This is a genomic window from Bacillus sp. z14 (2026), from assembly GCF_058313575.1.
Genome location: NZ_JBZFQK010000002.1, coordinates 854615 through 873447 on the forward strand (window position 1 = coordinate 854615; position 18833 = coordinate 873447).

The following is an 18833-nucleotide window of genomic DNA, read 5'->3' on the forward strand; positions in this document are numbered from 1 at the left end:
TAAATAAGCCCCATAAAAGTCAGAGCTATGTCTGTCTTTTATGGGGTGATTTTATTTATTAAGAGCTTAGCTTTTCTTTAAAGATGGCTCAGTTTGAATTTTTGGAAGGTCTTTTGGTTCTTCCTGTTTAAAGATACTTTGTAAAACGAATGTCTGGATGATCAAGAAGATTCCGCTTGTTATCCAATAGAGCGGAAGAGCAGCCGGAGCCGAAAAAGAAATGAACATAATCATCATAGGTGACAAGAGTCCCATTAATTTCATTTGATTCTGCTGTTCAGGCTGCATTTGGCTTGAGCTGACTTTGAATTGGAGATAGTAAATCAATCCGGCAATTAACGCCATGATCATGTTCGCCTCGCCAAGACTAAACCAAAGGAAGTCATGGGTTGCAATTGTATGTGAGTCCCTAATGGCATAATAGAATCCCATTAATATCGGCATTTGAATCAGCATTGGTAAGCATCCGATATTGAGAGGATTTACGCCATGCTTCTGATAAAGCTGCATCATTTCCTGTTGAATTTCTGCTTTCTTCGCTGCATCAGTTGTTTGTTTTAATTTTTCTTGTATAGCTTCCATCTCAGGCTTTAAAACTTCCATTTTCCGTTTCATATCAGCTTGAGTTTTATACTGTTTAACAGTCAACGGCATGAGCAATAATTTAATCAGCAACGTAGCCAAAATAATGGCGAGCCCATAATTCCCCTGAAATAGATCTGCATTAAATTCCAGTAAGGATAATAAGGGAGAGACAATAAAGTGTTGGAAAAAACCGTCTCCGTTAGAATTGGCTGAACATCCACTCAACAACATTCCTGCGAATAAAACACCTATTAATTTTTTCAATCCATTTCCTCCGATCATGTATTTGTTTATACGATGGGATGGAAATGGCTGCTTTCTTTATCTCCGGGGTTTACCTTAATACGAAATAAAGTGAAAAAGCGTTGAATATGGCGTTTATCTATAATTGGCTGTTTCTTATTGCTTTTTAAAATCGATTGATTCGTTCCTTCTTCATAGTGGTTACTGAAAAGGACTTTATTTTGCTTATGCACTATGAATAAGGCGGCTAACGGAAAGACAACCGAGAATAAAAAGGCAATTATTAATGTCTGCTGTATGACATCATAATCGTATTCAATTAATAATCCTATCATGGCTGGCAACTCTCCGTTTAAGATTTTCAAATTATGAAGTGATTTGTTATGGATACTATACCATTAAATGAATGCCAGGGATAGAAGAAGTTCTCTTATTAAGTGAGAAGAGACGAATAAGAAGGGAATAAAGTTTTAGCTGAGAGGTGAAGCAGTTTTTTGATTGATATTTACTTATATAAACAAAGGTGTTAGCTACCTTAATCATTATGCTGCAAGACCAAAATAAAGTTTAATAAAAGGATTTAACAATATTTTAATCGAATAAATATAGATGCATATAAAAGAGTCGGAATTCGAAGGGAAATTTCTTTATGTTTACTAGAATTAAAGAAGGGGGAGATAGATTTGGAAATAGATATTTCAGGTGCAGGAATAAATTTTGGGCTATTTTGTATTGGAGTTGGATTAGCTTTATTGGGGCATTACGTAGGTAAAGGACTCATAAATTTTCGTCAGTCTAAAAATGTAATTGATTACAATGTGTTTTTAAAAGAGAGTGACCTAGCCTATGTTTTTAAATTAAATAGGAATGAAATAAAGGCTTTATTGACTGAATATCAGGATGTCCCTAAGCTGGTATTAAACGGAACTACCTATTATCCTAAAAATCAATTAATTGAATGGATTTCATCCGAGAATTTTAGCAGTTAAACGGACGGTTTAAGTAAAAAAAGAACAAACGGCTGGTTTCCCAGTCGTTTGTTCTGTTATTTATAAGCGAATAGACTCTATCCTATAAAAATACTTATATAGAAAGTAAGTAATCACACCGTAATAATGGTTACCTCAATATTTCCTCGCGTTGCTTTAGAATAAGGGCAAACCTGGTGGGCCATATCAGCATATTTTTTAACTTCTTCTTTATCCAAACCAGGGATAGAGACATCTAAGCGGACAGCCAGTTTAAAACCGCCATCTTCTTCATCTTTACCAATCGTTATATTAGACGTGACCGTTGTATCTACTTTTTTTCGATCCTTACGTAATACGAGGTTTAATGCACTGTCATAACAGGCAGCATATCCTGCTGCAAACAGTAATTCTGGGTTTGCAGCTTGTTCTCCGCTACCTCCCAATGCTTTTGGTTGCCTCACATCTAAATCTATAATCCCGTCTTCAGATTTTACATGTCCTTCACGACCGCCTGTAGATGTGACGGTTGCTGTATATAATGGTTCCATCAAACCAACTCCTTAATTAATGATATATAGCACTTTTCCCTATTTTGGTTTTATTAAACAGATTGTCAAAAGAATAGGTATTAATCATTATGAAAATATCTCCTTTTTTATCTAGACTACATAGAAAAGCTAGGCATATAATAATGGTGAAAGTAAATATATGGGAAGTAGTGTGTATATGTATGGAAACAGAAATGCTAACTATTTTTGATGAATCAGGTTCCGCGATTGGGGTAGCCACACGCGATGAAGTCCATAATAAAGGATATTGGCATCAAACCTTTCAATGTTATGTGGTTGGAAAAGAAAATCATGAAGAATATATGTATCTTCAACTTAGAAGTCATTTAAAAAAAGATTTTGCTAATGTTTACGATATAACTGCAGCGGGACATATTCTTTCAAACGAAACGGTAGCTGATGGTGTAAGAGAAGTTAATGAGGAACTTGGATTAAATGTTACCTATGATCAACTAAACAGCCTTGGTATGTTTCCTAATGTAATAGAAACAGAGACAATCAAAGACCATGAATTAAGTCATGTTTTTCTTTATGAAATGACAGAACCTATGGAGACTTTTATCCTGCAGCCGGAAGAAGTATCTGGAATGGCAAAAGCTCGATTATACGATTTTATTTCTTTTTACAATGGAGATTCAGATCATTTGGAGATTGAAGGCTATAAGCAGGATTCTAGCGGAGGTAAAACCTGGTTTAAGGAGACAATAAGTAAGGACCGGTTTGTACCGCATTCTAAGCAGTATTTTGTTAGCGTGGCAGAAGCTATTTGCTCTAACCGGAAAGCTTAAATCGAGGAAGTGCTTAGAAAAGATAAACGATCGGTAGCATAGTCAACTGAATCTCGGAATGGACATAGAAATCAAAGTAAATTATAACTCAATATATGCCGAGTCTATGCAGCAAGTCTATCAATCTGTGGGCTGGAATAAGCATACAATTGAAATGATTAATCAAGTATTCACAGTAAGCACGCATGTGGCCATTGCTTTTAAAGAAGATAGACTAATTGGTTTTGGAAGAGCGCTATCAGATGGTGTATTTAATGGTGCGATTTATGATCTCGTAGTCCATACAGACGAACAGGGTAATGGAGTAGCTAAGGAAATTATTAACTCTCTATTAACACAATTGAATCCGTATCTTGTATCCACTTAATTTCGACAGTCGGAAACGAGGAATTTTATAAAAAATGCGGATTTTACCCATTGAAAACAGGTATGGCCCGCTATTTGAATCAGGAGTTGGCTGAAACCTATTTGGTTAAATAAAAAAGGGGGAATACAATGTTTGAACAGATTATAACGGAGGCAAATGAACTGCGTGCTCTGATAGGAGAACCAAGTAAACTAGTAAAAAATAAAGTGATTAAACGATTGGATGATCATTGTGTTCATTTCATAAGCAAATCTCCGTTTGTGTTTATTGGTACAACGGATGGAAACGGGAATTTAGATGTTTCACCTAGGGGAGACCAAGCTGGATTTGTTCGAATATTGGATGAAAATTATTTGATAATTCCAGAACGGAGAGGCAATAAAAGAATGGACACCCTATACAATCTTCTAATGAACCCTGGAGTAGGCTTGTTGTTTATTATTCCAGGCTTGGGTGAAACCCTCCGTGTAAATGGAAAAGGGTACGTAGTAAAAGATCCAGACTTGCTTGAGTGTTTAGGTGTTAATGGAAAGACACCAAACATCGGTATTGGGGTTAAGGTAGAGGAATGCTTTATTCATTGTGCAAAAGCATTTATTAGATCAGAATTATGGAACCCGACAACGTGGCCAGATAAAAATTCTCTTCCTCAAGCTTCAAAGATACTTGCAGCGCATGCCAGCAAATTGAAAACAAGAGCTGAAGACATTGAAATTCAATTAAAGGAGGGTTACACAACCAGATTATATTAAGCAATTTTTTTGTTGCTCTCTGATAGTAATCTTATTCTTTCGCCACAGTAAAAATAAGACTGTTTTCGTAAGGATGTGGCTGTTCTTGTTATTTAAAGAAATCACGCGTTAATTCATGTACCTTTTTACATATTTATAGAGTGGTTTTACATCATTAATCGGTTTATTTTTTAATACATTAAGAAAATTGAGGAGCATCATATTGTCGTGTAAATATCTCGAAGTTCTCCCTCAATCTGTAAATCCAGTCTATATATGTTTTAATCAGGATAGAATGTTCATTTCATCGCATATATTTCATCGCCAAATTGCTTCTATCCGAGCTATAATATAATTAAATATTACGAATTGACCCCATTTTTAAAACTCTCCAGCGAAAAAACATTCTAATCTGCCTATTTATATGAATTGAGGTGTTTATATGGAAAAAATCATTGAGGTACGCCGCCTCTCCAAAACCTATGGTGACATTACTGCGGTGAATGATATTGATTTTTATGTAGAGCAAGGAAAGCTGTTTGCCTTCCTCGGTCCTAATGGCGCGGGCAAAAGCACGACAATTGATATGTTATGCACGCTCTTGAAGCCAGATAAAGGAGAAATCATCATCAATGGCTTTCAGATTGCTAAAAATGATTCAAAAATCCGTGAATCAATCGGGGTAGTCTTCCAGGAAAGTCTGCTCGACCCTCTCCTGACTGTACGGGAAAATCTCCTAACAAGAGCCAAATTCTATCAGATTCCAAAATCGGAGCTCAAATCCAGAGTGGAACAAGCAGCGATTGCAGCTGATGTCATGGACTTTATTGATCGCCCATACGGAAAATTATCAGGAGGACAAAGGCGCCGCGCTGATATAGCAAGAGCTCTTGTGAACACACCGAAGGTTCTTTTCCTGGATGAGCCGACTACCGGTCTTGACCCCCAAACAAGAAGAAGTGTTTGGGAGACGATTACGAACCTGCAAAGAGATCAGGGACTGACTGTATTCTTGACGACACATTATATGGAGGAAGCCGCCTCTGCCGACTATATCATGATTATTGATGATGGAGAGATTGTGGCAAAGGGAACTCCTTATGAACTGCGAAATACATATAGCTCAGATATGCTGAAAATTGAACCGATTGACTATGCTGCTCTCGATGAGCTTTTTCAAGCCAATGGAATCAGTTACAAAAACGAGCATCAACTGATGATCATTAAAATAGCGAATACAAAAGAGGCCCTCTCGATTCTAAAATTGGCAGAGCCCTTGATTGCAAATTTTGAAGTGATGCATGGGACAATGGATGACGTGTTCATCGAAATCACAGGAAAGGAAATACGTGCTGATGTTTAATTTAGCAAAGCGTAATCTAAAACTATTTTTTCGGGATAAAAGTGCGGTCTTCTTCTCCTTATTGGCCGTCTTCATTATCATTGGCTTATATGTCCTCTTTCTTGGAGATACCATTGCAGGGGACATGACCGAAATTAAGGAAGCTCGATACTTAATGGACAGTTGGATTATGGGCGGTCTTCTTGCCGTTACCTCTGTCACGACGACAATGGGCGCTTTTGGCACAATGGTAGAGGATCGGGCAAATGGCAATGCAAAAGATTTCTATGCTTCGCCATTAAAAAGGTATCAAATCGCTGGTGGTTATGTAATCAGTTCATTTATGGTCGGCCTCATCATGTGTATGGTCACTTTTGTCTTAGCGGAGATATATATTGTCGCAAACGGTGGGGAGCTTTTGCCACTCATAGGTATGTTAAAAATCATTGTGTTGATGTTCCTATCGGTTCTAGCCTCAAGCGCAATGGTGTTTTTCTTAGTTAGCTTCTTTTCAAGTGTTAATGCATTTGCAACTGGCAGTACGATTATCGGGACATTAATCGGGTTTCTTACCGGCATTTACATACCAATTGGCAATCTTCCTGATGCTGTACAAATGATTGTGAAGATCTTTCCGGTCACCCATGCAGGCGTCTTATTTCGTCAGGTATTTATGGAAGAGCCCTTAAAAATATCATTCGACGGTGCACCAAGTGCTGCAGTCGATGGTTTTAAAGAAGAACTGGGTGTTGTGCTGACATATGGTGACTTTACTGCCCAAGGCAGCACGCATATTCTTGTCCTGGTAGGAGTCACCATTTTATTTTTCGCTCTTGCCGTATGGAATGTATCACGAAAGAAATCTTAGCAGGGGACATAGTTTCCTGCTATTTTCATGCACTAATATAGTTATCTTTTTCCTGAATCAATTTCATGTTAATCCAGCTAAATTGCCCTTCACCGCATCCTCAACCAGTATTTTTTAATAATGACTCTTATTCGATTATTATATCGAAGCTGTATGATCCTTTCTTATTCCCTAAAGCTTTAATTAGAATCAATATTAGGGAATGTGAATTGCAAATATTTTCCTAATATTTGATATAATGGTAGAGGTTGGAGAGAATTGAAAGTAAGAGGAATTACTATAAAGGTATATTTTTATAATTCAAACAGCAAAAATACCATTAACAAATACCGCGGAAAAATGATAATAAGGGGCGAATAAATTGATCAAAACCACTGAAGAATTGTTAATTGCTCTGCGAAGTGTTATTCAAGAAAGCCGAGTAACGACCAATCATACTATTTTAGAACAACACAGCATAGATGAATCGTATCATCGTGCTAGTCTGCCTGATATAGTAGTGTTTCCGACAAACACAGAAGAAGTGAGGGAGATAATTACTATAGCGGATCAATATAAAGTGCCGATTGTGCCATTTGGAAGGGGAACAAGCTTGGAAGGGCATGTTATTCCTTATGACCATGGAATCATGATTGACTTTTCTCTTATGGATAAAATAGTAGAGGTTAAGGAGAAGGACTTTCTTGTGAAAGTTCAACCAGGGGTGACGCGTTCTCAGTTGAATAAAGAGCTGAAAAAATACGGATTGTTTTTCTCCGTAGATCCGGGAGCAGATGCAACACTTGGTGGGATGGCAGCTACAAATGCCAGTGGAACAACATCTGTTAAATATGGAATTATGCGTGACCAAGTTCGGGATTTAGAGGTTGTTCTCGCAGATGGCACAGTGATTCATACAGGAAATTTAGCAGAAAAATCTTCTTCTGGCTATCATTTAAATGGTGTATTTGTTGGTTCGGAAGGGACACTTGGATGTTTTACTGAATTGACATTAAGAGTGTACGGTATTCCTGAAAATATTATGGCAGCGCGAGCATCCTTTAAAACAGTTAGTGATGCTGTTGAAGCAGTCTTGAATATTTTACAAGCGGGAATTCCAATTGCAAGAGTTGAGCTCGTAGATGAACCTTCTATGAAACAAGTAAACCTTCATAATAAGACGGCCTATCTGGAACAGCCAACCTTATTTTTAGAATTTGAGGGGAATGAGGCGGGCTTAAAGCAAGATGTTGAATTTATGAAAGAGATTGTGGAGGCTCACAATTGTGAACGTATTGAATTCGAGACCGATAATGCTGCTCGAAATCAGCTATGGGAAGCTCGCCATAATCTAGCTTACTCCTATATTCATGGACACCCAGGAAAAAAACTCATGATAACCGATGTTTGTTTGCCCCTTTCCGAGTTAGCAGGTGCTATTGCTCATGCAAGAGAAACACTTGATTTGTTAATGCTTACAGGCGGTGTTGTTGGGCACGTCGGTGATGGCAATTTTCATGTTCTGTTAATGATTGATATGAATGATTTTGATGAACTGAAAAGAGCTGATCAATATAATGAAATGATTGTCATGTATGCACTTGAACGAGGAGGAACTTGTACAGGAGAACATGGTGTCGGCATTGGGAAACAGAAATACCAAGAGAAAGAACACGGAGAAGCACTGCTGGTGATGGAAAAGATTAAACGGGTACTAGATCCAGATAATCTTCTAAACCCAAATAAAATTTTTAAAATAAAGAAAGAGAAATAAATAGATTGGTAGAATTTGTTTTAACCTTGATAGCTCTCTTAAGATAGAGACATGTATTGGTGGATGAGTTTTTATAATGATAACAGGAGGGTTTTAGGGGTGGAATTACAACAATGGTTTGAAAAAGGTTTAACAACGGAACAGTATATCGATGGTATGAAAACAAATAAAGAAAATCTCCTAAAGGTATATGAATCGTTCCATCTATCAGGGGAGAGTAAAGAGGCGCTTTTAACTATACCGCCCACTGGGATTAAGGTTATTGTGTTGACAGAAGATTGGTGCGGGGATGCAATGGTAAATATCCCGATTTTACTGCGTATTGCAGAGGCAACAAATATCGACGTTCGTTTTATCCTGCGTGACAGCAATTTAGAGTTAATGAATCAGTATTTAACCAATGGAACGGCTCGATCGATCCCGATTTTTATTTTCATAGATGAGGATGGAAATGAATTAACCGTCTGGGGACCACGCGCTGCTAAAATTCAACAAAGCTTTGAGGAATTGAAATCACAGTTACCAAGCGCAGATGCCCCTGATTTTAAAGAAAAACAACTTGAGATGTTCAAAGAATTTGTAAATAAATTTACGGTGGATTATGATACTTGGCATGTTATTGCAGATAGCATTATTAGTAAGTTAAAAGAAATTAAGTAGCGAGTGATTCATCTAAAAGTATTAGAAGAGGATATATCACCGAGAAAAGCTTAGGCGACATACAAGGACGGGCTTCAATGATTCAATAGAATGGAATCCAGCCGTAAAATTTTGACAATCATTTAACTTCAGGCTTCGGTAATTAGGAACTTAAAATCTAGATAATTGAATGTGTAGAGAAAATATTTTTGGAAAGGACAGAAGGAGCAGGCTTCCCAACAAGAAGAAACCTGCTTTTATATATGGGCCATTAAAAAATGTGAAAGGATTGCAAAGTCAATAAAAGACGGTGGAACTGCAAAGTTAGTCAAGTACTCAAAGGAATAGAATGCTGGTTATATGAAAGGATTTTTGAATTGGAGAAATATAATAAAAGAAAGTGTCCGTTTGTTATTTCAATTGCTGCTGTTTCAGGTGGAGGAAAAACGACCATCACCTCTTACCTGAAAAATAATTTGCAAAATAGTGGAACTCTATCCTTTGATGATTATGATTTTAATGGTCCCAATGACATGATTAATTGGATTGATAATAGAGGTAATCCAGATGATTGGGATTTATCACCGCTTCTTACAGATATAAAAAAGTTAGTTAATGAACCGCTGGATTACATAATAGTAGATTTTCCATTCGCTAATTTACATAGTCAAATGAAGGAAATTATTGATTTTGCAGTATTTATTGATACTCCACTGGATATTGCCATGGCACGAAGATTAACTCGAGATTTTAGAAATGGTGCCGTTGAGGAGATTATGATGGATTTAAATTACTACATTGGTTGGGGAAGAAGGGGATATCTTCATATGTTGAATACGATCAAACCGATTTCTGACCTCATTGTAGATGGAACATTACCTGAATATGAGATTGTAAATATTATTACTAAAAAAATAGAAACATAGTTGATTTTAGGGGGTAAACATGGTGAATATACGCTATGTAACAACAGAAGAGGAAAAGCAAAAGGTCTTGTCAGCCTATTTTAAAGAAGGTTTGAGTGGTCAATTAGATACTTTTCCGAGTAAGGAGAAAAGAAAGCTGATCATTTTACAAAATATAAGTGAACGTTTTGAACTGGGGAGAGTATATTCAGAAATAGAAATTAACGAAGTATTGAAAACAATTTACGGTGATTTTGCAACAATTAGAAGAGAGCTTATCGTGTATGGATTTATGAATCGCAGCAAGGATTGTTCGGAATATTGGATAAAAGAAGATTAAATGGATAAAATTTATATTGAGCAAGCCAAGCAAAAATGTTAGGGGATAATAGGATATTTAAATTATGTTGAATGATGAACTATTTAGTCTCACCCTTTGGAGACCGGTATTCTATCAAACTATAGCGAAAGTCCACGGCTGTCAAATTGACGGTCTTCTTTTATGCTGTTAAAGAGCAGTTTAGTTGAAAACAAATAGTGGATTGATAAACTGAAATAAGTGTATATTTATACTATGAGTGTAATAATGAAACTAATTTGATTAGTAGGTTTTGTAATCATAATACAAGTATACTGCATGAAATAAAAGTTTATTTACATAATATGATTATTATACGGCAATCATTTCTTTTGACCGACGAAAAAGGGTATCGGATAACTAATTATATAAATTATACAACTAAGGGTGAGGTAGCATGAAAAACTTATTAAAAAAGATAACCCGATTTTTCAAAACAGATAAAGAGTTATTTATTGAAGAATTGAACGATTACCGCCAAATATTAGATGATGCTATAAAAATTTTAGAGGAGAACATTCAAATTTTAAAGTTAGCATTAGCAAAGCATATAGAAATCGGTCATTACTTAGATATGAAACAATCGAACAAGCTTATTCGAATTGAAAGTATAAATAAGTTAGTCACACAGTATGTGGATCATAAGAAAGATACAGCTGCCAGGGAAATGATTCGAGAAAAAGTTAAGGAACAGCAGAAATTACAATGTCTGAATGAAATAATAGATATGCATAATCAAAGAATCCAAGAATATCAATATAGGCTAAATAAAGCCCTTTGTGTTTTAGATAATGATAAAAGCAATCGAGAAGCTTTTATTATCAAACAGAAAATAGCATTACAGGAATTGGTGATTTCTGAAAAGTTAGACAGAGGGAACTGCAAGAAGCATATTGAACGGATTAAAAGGGAAATTATCGATAAAGAGTCCTATAAAGAACTTAATCCAAAAGAGGATACAGTAAATGAAGTGTTAATAGATAGCGAGATTGAGAAGGAACTTTCCATCTTTAAACTGAATTACTCTTCAAGTAATGTGTAAATCCTTTAAAATCAAAAGCTTATGTTGAGCTTTTATGAGGTTAGTTTTGGTCGGGCTAATCGAATAAAGGTTTATGATGCCATTAACGTATGAATATTAAGATTGAAGACAGGGAGATTATTTCTCTGTCTTTTTTACTTTTTCATTTAGGACTTCGCTTTCTTGCTGTTAAGAATGATCATTGCCATACTATCTTGTTCGATATTATCTTGGTTCAGTTTATCAACAGAAGAATTGAATTGAAGTAAGGATAATTACAACGATAACGAATGGAGTAAATTATAAATGGTGATAATTTAAATATTTTAATAATTCAAACACTTAAAGTATAATAATGGAATATCTGGAGATTTTTATTATTCCTACAAAACATTACATATTTCTCTTGAATGGGATGGAAGGTGAGGGATGGTAGTTGAATTATTCGTTACATCCACTTGGAGACCGAGCAATTTTAATTGAATTTGGCAAAGAGATAGATGAAGAGACCTATAACTCTGTCCGAAAGATAAGCAACATATTGGAAAGTGAGCAACCTGAGTGGCTGATTGAGGTGGTTCCCGCGTATACAACACTTACCTTATTTTATTCTCCTGAATATGTTTATCGAGCATTTCAGGAAAGTCGGCTACCATATGAAGTAATCACTAGTGAATTAAAAAGATTGCTAGACCGTCTTCAACCATCAATTAAAAACGAACAAAGAAGAGTGGAAATTCCAATTTGCTATGGCGGAGAATACGGTCCGGATCTAGTATATGTGGCTAAATATAATTATTTAACTGAACAGGAAGTTATTGAGATTCATTCAAGTGGTGATTATCTTATATACATGCTTGGTTTTGCACCTGGATTCCCCTATATTGGAGGAATGTCTAAGGAAATTTCAGCACCAAGAAGAAAATCGCCAAGACAAAATATACCCCCGGGAACGGTAGGAATTGCTGGTGAACAAACAGGAATTTATCCAATTGAAACACCAGGAGGTTGGCAGTTGATTGGGAGAACTCCTCTGAAATTATTTAATCCAACTGATTCGTCACCCACTTTATTGCAAGCTGGGGACCGGGTTCAATTTAAACCAATTAGCCCTGAAGAGTATGTCAGTCTGGAGGGGGAACGGCAATGTTAATAATTGAAAAATCGGGTTTGTTAACCTCCATTCAGGATTTAGGAAGGTATGGATTTAAAAAATATGGGATTATCACAGGCGGAGCAATGGATCCGTTATCTCATAGAATGGCAAATCTGTTGGTCCAGAATCATGAAAATGAACCGACGATTGAAATGACCCTCTATGGTCCAACTATACGATTTTTAGAGAATACGATAGTTTCTTTGTGCGGAGGAAACTTATCCCCTTCTTTAAATGGCAGGCCAATGCAAATGGCAAGTCCTATTCACATTCAAAAAGGGGATGTTCTGACATTCGGCCAGCCTAAGACAGGATGCCGTGCCTATTTAGCAATACGCGGGGGCATAAAGATTCCAAAAGTGATGGGGAGCTATTCCACTTATTTACGTGCACAAATAGGGGGATTCAAAGGGAGACCTTTGCAAAAGGGCGATCACTTAGGGGCTGGTCCTTTAAAACTTGAGAGGGATGTAATTAGCACGAAGTGGTTTGCTTCGAACTTGTTGCATATAGAGCCAGAAGGCCGTAAAAAGGTAAGGGTTTTAAAGGGCAGGCATTTTGAAGAATTTACAAAAAGGAGTATAGATGCCTTTTCTAAGCAATCTTATAAAATTTCTCCTCAATCAGATAGAATGGGTTATCGTCTTGATGGAGTCTCGCTTGAACTTTTTAAGCAGAAAGAGATTATTTCAGAAGCCGTCACTTTTGGGACGATACAGGTTCCTGCAAATGGGAAACCAATTATATTGATGGCTGATAGTCAGACGATCGGCGGCTATCCAAAAATAGCAGAAGTTATTTCGGTTGATTTGCCAGTTGTTGCCCAGGCAAAACCAGGTGATTCTTTGCAATTTGAATTCGTCACATTGGATGAGGCGCAGCAGCTTTATATTAATCAAGAAAAACAACTGAAAATTTTAAAAAGGGGAATTGGGATGAAATTTAATAAGGGGAAACAATATGTATAAGATTGACATTAATTGCGATATGGGAGAAAGCTTTGGGCAGTATCGATTGGGGCGAGATGAAGAGATACTAAATTATGTATCTTCAGCTAATATAGCCTGTGGTTTTCATGCAGGCGATCCATCGACAATGAAGAAAACAGTACGGTTAGCGCTTTCGAAGGGAGTTGGAATAGGAGCACATCCGGGTTTTCAGGATTTAATAGGTTTTGGGCGCAGGGAAATGAGGGTTAGTCCTGAGGAAGCCTATGATCTGGTAATCTATCAAATCGGTGCATTATATGCGTTTACAAAGGCAGAGGGAGGCAAGCTACAGCACGTAAAACCGCACGGAGCTTTATTTAATATGGCGGCAAAGGATGTTGCTCTGTCCGAAGCCATTTCGGAAGCGGTATATGATGTCGATCCTGAATTGATTTTATTTGGATTATCCGGTGGAGAATTGGTGAAGGCGGCCAAACGTATTGGTTTACGTGCTGCCAGTGAGGTTTTTTCAGACCGCACTTATCAGGCGGATGGAACATTAACCTCCAGAACGGAAGCCAATGCATTGATTAAAGATCCAACAAAAGCCATTCATCAAGTTGTTCGTATGGTGAAAGAGCAGAGGGTTACTTCCGTTCAGGATGAGGTGATAACAATAAAAGCAGATACAGTCTGTATTCATGGAGATGGAGAAAACGCGTTGGAATTTGCAAAGCAAATCTCAGAAACATTAAAAAGAGAAGATATCGAAATTCAAAAAATAGATCGTTTCATAAATGAATTGATATAAAAAATCTCTTTGGAAGACATTTGAATACAGCTGGTTGTTATTCTAACTAATGAGCCAAAGCTGGATGGGGGAGTCGTATGAAAAAGAAAGAATCGCATTTGAGTATTTTAGTAGGGGCTGCCTTTTTAATGGCCACATCAGCGATCGGCCCAGGATTTTTAACACAAACGTCTGTATTTACTGAACAGCTATTGGCGAGTATGGGCTTTGTTATTTTGATATCCATTATTATAGATATTGGGGCACAGGTGAATATTTGGAGAATTATAGCTGTATCAGAAAAGAGGGCGCAGGATATAGCGAATGAATTACTACCGGGATTAGGTTATTTTTTAGCTACTTTAATTGTATTAGGGGGATTAGCATTTAATATTGGGAATATTGCGGGGGCAGGACTCGGTATCAATGTAATCACTGGGGTCGATGCAAAATGGGGTGCGCTTTTAAGTGGATTAGTTGCGGTAGGAATATTCTTAGTTCGTGAGGCTGGTAAAGTAATGGATCGGTTTGTACAAATTATGGGCTTTATTATGATTTTTCTTACTGTTTATGTAATGTTCACAGCTAATCCTCCCTATGCCAAAGCTCTTGTACATACAGTGTGGCCTGATGAGATTAATCTGCTGGCGATTGTCACATTGGTTGGAGGAACAGTCGGTGGTTATATAACTTTTGCGGGTGGGCACAGATTAATTGATGCCGGGTTGACTGGAAAACAAAATTTACCTCAAGTTACTAAGAGTGCGGTTAGTGCCATTGGCATTGCATCCATCATGCGAATATTTTTGTTTTTAGCAGTATTGGGAGTGGTTTCACAGGGCTTTGTTTTGGATGCCGGTAATCCGGCAGCCTCTGTCTTTAAGCAAGCTGCAGGGAATGTAGGATATAAAATGTTTGGGGTCATAATGTGGGCTGCTGCCATTACTTCAGTTATAGGTGCAGCATATACATCGGTTTCCTTTATCAAAACCTTTAGTAGTTTTGTTGATCGTTATCAAAAATGGTTTGTCATTGCTTTTATCGTTATTTCAACGGCAGTGTTTGCGACAATTGGCCAGCCTGTACAGATTCTCGTGCTGGTGGGGGCATTAAATGGTTTGATTCTTCCTGTGGCTCTTGGTGTTATGCTAATAGCAGCCTATAAGAAGAAAATAGTAGGAGACTATAAACAGCCTTTATGGCTTACTGTTTTTGGTGTAGTTATCGTTATTGGTATGGCGATAATGGGAGGTTATTCACTCATTAATGGTTTGTCACAATTGTTTTAGTAAATAATCTTTGATTAATGAGTCTCAATATCATTTAATCCATTGAGAAGTTATAACATCTAGATTTTAATCAAAACCCTAATTTCGTTCATATAATCTTTGTGAAAATCAGGGTCTTTTTATGTAATGTTCCGCATATATGGTTCGTGGCACGGATTCATTCATCGGTTAATTTTCCAGGAAAGGAATCAACTTATTGTATATTATATTCACCCCTGTTTATCACCGGTAATCAGCGGTGATTTAAGCGGATTTCCTTAGAGTTTTGCGCCTTTTTATACACCTTAAATTTATGGTTATTATACGTAAGTGCGTGGAATAAAATTTCATTTTACATCAACACAAAATGTTTTGTCAATAATTAATTTGTAAAAATATCAAAAAAATGGTATAATAGTTTTACAGTTGTTTTTTATCGTATTTCAAATTCCGCTGGACTTTTCTTTACAGATAGAATTTGCATACGTTTTTTTTATATACTTTTATAAAACGAAGGAAAATTCAGATGTTTTTTAAGCTTTAAAGTAAGTTAGTTGAATAAAATTTTCAATAAACTATTTATCCCGTTCAAACTGGTGCTAAGACTCCGCCTTCAAACGTAAGCAGAAGCAATCACGGTTAAGGCGGAGATAAGCGTCGGTAAGAACCCGATTGGTTCAACGAATGCTCGGGAGGGGATGAAAGAAAACCTTCACCGAGCAAAGTTTCACTTTATTAGTAAACGAGTTTTTATATACAAGGAGGACTTTAATAATGAATCTAATCAATAAGAAAGTTACACACAAACGTTTTGGAACGGGTAGTATAGTTGGGCATAATGAGTCTAAAATTGAAATAAATTTCGAATCGGAAAATAAAATGTTTGTTTACCCTGATGTTTTTGGAGAGCATCTAAAACTACATGATAAAAGTGATGCTAAGTCACTCGAAGAAATTATACAAAAAAAGGAAGACGAACTAAAAGAGGAAGAATGGAAAAAGGAAGAAGAAAAAAAACTACAACGAAAAAAACAGGAACTTCGCGTAGAACACGAAAAACTTATGAAGCATCATAAGCTACATCCTGAATCACAAATGGTTTTTTGGTGTGACACAGAAGAACAGAATAGTTCTCTTTCAGAGTGGAAGGTTTTTTCGGGTGTAATAAAAAGCGGTAAAAACAAAGGAAATCCGAACAAGCCAGTCCGTTTACATCAAAATAGCGCTGTCCTGTTAACTGCAGTCGATTCCAATATGTCTGAAAAAGACAGACGTATCTTAGGTGTCTATATGGTGCATGAAAATTTTGTCGGAAAGATGTGTGAAGATGGAATTATTCCTGCTCATTCAAAATACAGAATCCAACTTACAGAAGAGGAATCAGATCAGTTGGCTTTCTGGGAATATTATGTAAATGAGAAAAATCCAGAAAAAATGACATGGAATACAGGTAAATACCGTTATTTCGATAATTTATGGATGGCTCAAATTTTACTTGCTATCATTTCGTTGAAAAGTGACCCGAATGAACGAGAACTTGCACAGCAATTCTTTAATCATTTTTGTAAAATGAATCAGATCATGGAACAAGATATACCAAAGCCTAATGGCGCTATAATGCGTACTTAGACGCTAGTCTAAAGATTAGTTGAAGACGAATAAAAAATAGCGAGCATATGTCATTAAAACCAACAGGATCATGTGTACACACATATAGTATACTCTAGGTTGAGTGAATGACACAGATTGAAACAGTTTTAATTCGAATGAAAGTACCCTAATCTCTGAGCGGAGATTAGGGTTTTTTATATGCCGTGTGAAAAAGTAAAATTAAAAATCTGATTTTTGATTTATAGGTATATGAACCACTTGATGTTATATTAAAATATTGGTGGAGACGTATATATAATTAATTTTATACTGTGAGTGGTTACTGAAGTGTAGATATATTTAAAAATTTGAATAGCTCTTTTGCAAACTATATTTGTTTTCGTGAACAATGAAACCTCAGTAAGAGAAGCTGGAACATTAGAAATTTGATTTTTTATTACCAAGGTAATGCTAATGACTTAAAGGTTGTTACAGTTGTCTGTCTAAATTTCCTTTCGTTTTTTAAGCCTTGAAATAGTGAGTTGAGTAATGAGAGAGAGGGATTATTTATGATTGGTGCGATTATAGGTGATGTTGTTGGATCTCGTTTTGAATTTAATAATCATCGTAGCAAGGAATTTGAGTTGTTTACCGAAGAGTGCCGAGTAACGGACGACAGCATTATGACTCTTGCGATTGCTAAAGCTTTTATGGAGACAGAAGGGTCTATTCACTCTTCTATCACTGCAAGGGATTATGACGGTGAGTACGAGACACTACTTGAGAGTATGTCGATTACATTTATGCAAGAATTGGGGCGTAAATATCCGAATTGTGGGTTTGGTGGGATGTTTGCGAAATGGGTCTTCAGTGATAATCCCGAACCTTATAACAGTTTTGGAAACGGGGCAGCGATGCGAATAAGTCCTGTAGGTTTTTTAGCCAGAACCGAGAATGAAGCAAAGGATTTATCTAAGATTGTTACCAGAACAACCCATAATCATGAAGAGGGAATAAAGGGTGCTGAGGCTACCGCTCTAGCCATATTTATGGCGAGACGTGGATTTACCAAAAGTGAAATTAAAAATAGGATTAATGGTTATTACTATCATTTAGATTTCTCAATTGATCAAATCCGAGACACATACGTGTTTAATGAGATATGCCAAGAGACCGTTCCGCAAGCGATTGTTGCTTTTTTAGAATCAACGTCCTTTGAAGATGCAATTCGTAATGCCATTTCGATTGGTGGAGATAGTGATACTCTGGCAGCCATTACCGGCGCTATAGCGGAAGCGTATTACGGAGTACCTGAAACCCTGAAGGAAAAGGTATTAACCTATTTGGATGATGAACTGCAGTCTATTTACGATGACTGGTGTCTTTATAAGAACGAACATCACTCTGGTAAGTTCACAGTACTAACAAAATATATACCTAAAATTTGTGATACGGATTCCTTTGGTGAATGGTTTATAGATCGAGAGTATAATGAAACACTAGGGCAATCCATCCAAATGCCATATGTCATGTATAAAAAGCTTATAAATTTATTTGTTAAGGAATTCTATCACTTTTCCGAATCCCATCCGGAATACAATTTGACCAGTTACAGTGATATTTTGGAGAGGAATGGTCTTAAATGGAATCAGGAAGCAATGCGTAATGCGGATGAGGATTCTCTCGATGCCCAATGTATCCTTGCACTCATTATGGGTGCCACTCGAGCGGAGCGATTCAGTGAGGGGGCTCTGCTAAGCTTTTTTGAGAATGGATGCATGGTGAAGTGGCTAAAAAGGTTGAAAACGATTGATGAGAATAATTCTACTGGTATTAATGGAATTTGTTAAACTGGTGAGTATCCGGAAAGAAGAATGTTAAGTACCAATATTGTGTAATTAATAAAGGATTATATCCAGAGTATTTTAAATAATCATCTGGGCGTAATCCTCACGTATAT

General features: G+C 36.7%; 20 protein-coding genes. 17 read left to right on the top strand and 3 right to left on the bottom strand.

All coding sequences use genetic code 11. From position 1 onward, the window contains the following. Positions 1-66: 66 nt before the first annotated feature. Positions 67-849, bottom strand: a complete 783-nt coding sequence (gene yidC / locus AC4G3O_RS10200) for a membrane protein insertase YidC (RefSeq protein WP_308810529.1) — start codon at positions 847-849, stop codon at positions 67-69. Positions 850-875: 26 nt separating this feature from the next. Then, positions 876-1163 carry a hypothetical protein gene (locus AC4G3O_RS10205; RefSeq protein WP_491136122.1) on the bottom strand — a complete coding sequence of 96 codons (288 nt, stop codon included), beginning with the start codon at positions 1161-1163 and terminating at the stop codon, positions 876-878. 348 nt (positions 1164-1511) lie between these two features. On the opposite strand from AC4G3O_RS10205, the gene AC4G3O_RS10210 reads away from it, so the two are divergent. Next, complete coding sequence (locus AC4G3O_RS10210; RefSeq protein ID WP_148629603.1) at positions 1512-1817, top strand: DNA-binding protein; 306 nt, start codon at positions 1512-1514, stop codon at positions 1815-1817. Positions 1818-1930: 113 nt separating this feature from the next. Here the strand turns inward: AC4G3O_RS10210 and AC4G3O_RS10215 are convergent, their stop codons facing one another. Beyond that, complete coding sequence (locus tag AC4G3O_RS10215) at positions 1931-2347, bottom strand: organic hydroperoxide resistance protein (RefSeq protein WP_066099966.1); 417 nt, start codon at positions 2345-2347, stop codon at positions 1931-1933. 182 nt (positions 2348-2529) lie between these two features. Between AC4G3O_RS10215 and AC4G3O_RS10220 the strand changes: the two genes are divergently transcribed. From AC4G3O_RS10220 to AC4G3O_RS10295, 16 genes are all read left to right on the top strand, one after another. Continuing rightward, positions 2530-3156, top strand: coding sequence for an NUDIX hydrolase (locus tag AC4G3O_RS10220; protein WP_066099964.1), 627 nt, complete (start codon positions 2530-2532; stop codon positions 3154-3156). A gap of 58 nt (positions 3157-3214) precedes the next feature. Then, complete coding sequence (locus AC4G3O_RS10225) at positions 3215-3523, top strand: GNAT family N-acetyltransferase (RefSeq protein WP_306821531.1); 309 nt, start codon at positions 3215-3217, stop codon at positions 3521-3523. 128 nt (positions 3524-3651) lie between these two features. Further along, entirely contained in the window at positions 3652-4275 is a 624-nt protein-coding gene (locus AC4G3O_RS10230) for a pyridoxamine 5'-phosphate oxidase family protein (protein ID WP_139891165.1), read from the top strand. A 421-nt stretch (positions 4276-4696) separates the two neighbouring features. Next, positions 4697-5617: an ABC transporter ATP-binding protein gene (locus AC4G3O_RS10235; protein ID WP_066099958.1), complete on the top strand. Its 921-nt coding sequence runs from the start codon at positions 4697-4699 to the stop codon at positions 5615-5617. Continuing rightward, positions 5610-6464, top strand: coding sequence for an ABC transporter permease (locus AC4G3O_RS10240; RefSeq protein ID WP_066099955.1), 855 nt, complete (start codon positions 5610-5612; stop codon positions 6462-6464). Before AC4G3O_RS10235 ends, AC4G3O_RS10240 begins: the two co-directional genes overlap by 8 nt. Positions 6465-6825: 361 nt before the next feature. Beyond that, on the top strand, positions 6826-8217 hold the full coding sequence (locus AC4G3O_RS10245; protein ID WP_491136123.1) for an FAD-binding oxidoreductase: 1392 nt from the start codon (positions 6826-6828) through the stop codon (positions 8215-8217). A gap of 99 nt (positions 8218-8316) precedes the next feature. After that, positions 8317-8877, top strand: coding sequence for a thioredoxin family protein (locus tag AC4G3O_RS10250; protein WP_491136124.1), 561 nt, complete (start codon positions 8317-8319; stop codon positions 8875-8877). A gap of 356 nt (positions 8878-9233) precedes the next feature. Next, positions 9234-9782 carry a nucleoside/nucleotide kinase family protein gene (locus AC4G3O_RS10255; RefSeq protein WP_491136125.1) on the top strand — a complete coding sequence of 183 codons (549 nt, stop codon included), beginning with the start codon at positions 9234-9236 and terminating at the stop codon, positions 9780-9782. 22 nt (positions 9783-9804) lie between these two features. After that, a complete protein-coding gene (locus AC4G3O_RS10260) occupies positions 9805-10101 on the top strand; it encodes a DUF2087 domain-containing protein (protein WP_262365956.1) in 297 nt (98 codons plus the stop codon). A gap of 415 nt (positions 10102-10516) precedes the next feature. Continuing rightward, positions 10517-11161 carry a hypothetical protein gene (locus AC4G3O_RS10265; RefSeq protein WP_140461326.1) on the top strand — a complete coding sequence of 215 codons (645 nt, stop codon included), beginning with the start codon at positions 10517-10519 and terminating at the stop codon, positions 11159-11161. Between the two features lie 415 nt (positions 11162-11576). Then, a complete protein-coding gene (gene pxpB / locus AC4G3O_RS10270; protein WP_140461327.1) occupies positions 11577-12293 on the top strand; it encodes a 5-oxoprolinase subunit PxpB in 717 nt (238 codons plus the stop codon). Next, entirely contained in the window at positions 12287-13264 is a 978-nt protein-coding gene (locus tag AC4G3O_RS10275) for a 5-oxoprolinase subunit C family protein (protein WP_140461328.1), read from the top strand. The genes pxpB and AC4G3O_RS10275 overlap by 7 nt, the downstream gene beginning before the upstream one ends. Continuing rightward, positions 13257-14036 (top strand): LamB/YcsF family protein, encoded by a 780-nt coding sequence (locus tag AC4G3O_RS10280; RefSeq protein WP_066099931.1) that lies wholly within the window; start codon positions 13257-13259, stop codon positions 14034-14036. Before AC4G3O_RS10275 ends, AC4G3O_RS10280 begins: the two co-directional genes overlap by 8 nt. 77 nt (positions 14037-14113) lie before the next feature. Further along, positions 14114-15304 (top strand): NRAMP family divalent metal transporter, encoded by a 1191-nt coding sequence (locus tag AC4G3O_RS10285; RefSeq protein ID WP_066099928.1) that lies wholly within the window; start codon positions 14114-14116, stop codon positions 15302-15304. A 753-nt stretch (positions 15305-16057) separates the two neighbouring features. Then, complete coding sequence (locus AC4G3O_RS10290; protein WP_066099925.1) at positions 16058-16912, top strand: malate synthase; 855 nt, start codon at positions 16058-16060, stop codon at positions 16910-16912. 530 nt (positions 16913-17442) lie between these two features. After that, positions 17443-18723 carry an ADP-ribosylglycohydrolase family protein gene (locus AC4G3O_RS10295; protein WP_066099922.1) on the top strand — a complete coding sequence of 427 codons (1281 nt, stop codon included), beginning with the start codon at positions 17443-17445 and terminating at the stop codon, positions 18721-18723. Positions 18724-18833 lie beyond the last annotated feature (110 nt).

Excerpts from the sequence above, each read along its gene's own strand:
- AC4G3O_RS10205 (WP_491136122.1), bottom strand. The coding sequence starts at position 1,163 with ATGATAGGATTATTAATTGAATACGATTATGATGTCATACAGCAGACA.
- AC4G3O_RS10215 (WP_066099966.1), bottom strand. The coding sequence starts at position 2,347 with ATGGAACCATTATATACAGCAACCGTCACATCTACAGGCGGTCGTGAA.
- AC4G3O_RS10220 (WP_066099964.1), top strand. The coding sequence starts at position 2,530 with ATGGAAACAGAAATGCTAACTATTTTTGATGAATCAGGTTCCGCGATT.
- AC4G3O_RS10225 (WP_306821531.1), top strand. The coding sequence starts at position 3,215 with ATGGACATAGAAATCAAAGTAAATTATAACTCAATATATGCCGAGTCT.
- AC4G3O_RS10230 (WP_139891165.1), top strand. The coding sequence starts at position 3,652 with ATGTTTGAACAGATTATAACGGAGGCAAATGAACTGCGTGCTCTGATA.
- AC4G3O_RS10235 (WP_066099958.1), top strand. The coding sequence starts at position 4,697 with ATGGAAAAAATCATTGAGGTACGCCGCCTCTCCAAAACCTATGGTGAC.
- AC4G3O_RS10240 (WP_066099955.1), top strand. The coding sequence starts at position 5,610 with ATGTTTAATTTAGCAAAGCGTAATCTAAAACTATTTTTTCGGGATAAA.
- AC4G3O_RS10265 (WP_140461326.1), top strand. The coding sequence starts at position 10,517 with ATGAAAAACTTATTAAAAAAGATAACCCGATTTTTCAAAACAGATAAA.
- AC4G3O_RS10275 (WP_140461328.1), top strand. The coding sequence starts at position 12,287 with ATGTTAATAATTGAAAAATCGGGTTTGTTAACCTCCATTCAGGATTTA.
- AC4G3O_RS10280 (WP_066099931.1), top strand. The coding sequence starts at position 13,257 with ATGTATAAGATTGACATTAATTGCGATATGGGAGAAAGCTTTGGGCAG.
- AC4G3O_RS10285 (WP_066099928.1), top strand. The coding sequence starts at position 14,114 with ATGAAAAAGAAAGAATCGCATTTGAGTATTTTAGTAGGGGCTGCCTTT.
- AC4G3O_RS10290 (WP_066099925.1), top strand. The coding sequence starts at position 16,058 with ATGAATCTAATCAATAAGAAAGTTACACACAAACGTTTTGGAACGGGT.
- AC4G3O_RS10295 (WP_066099922.1), top strand. The coding sequence starts at position 17,443 with ATGATTGGTGCGATTATAGGTGATGTTGTTGGATCTCGTTTTGAATTT.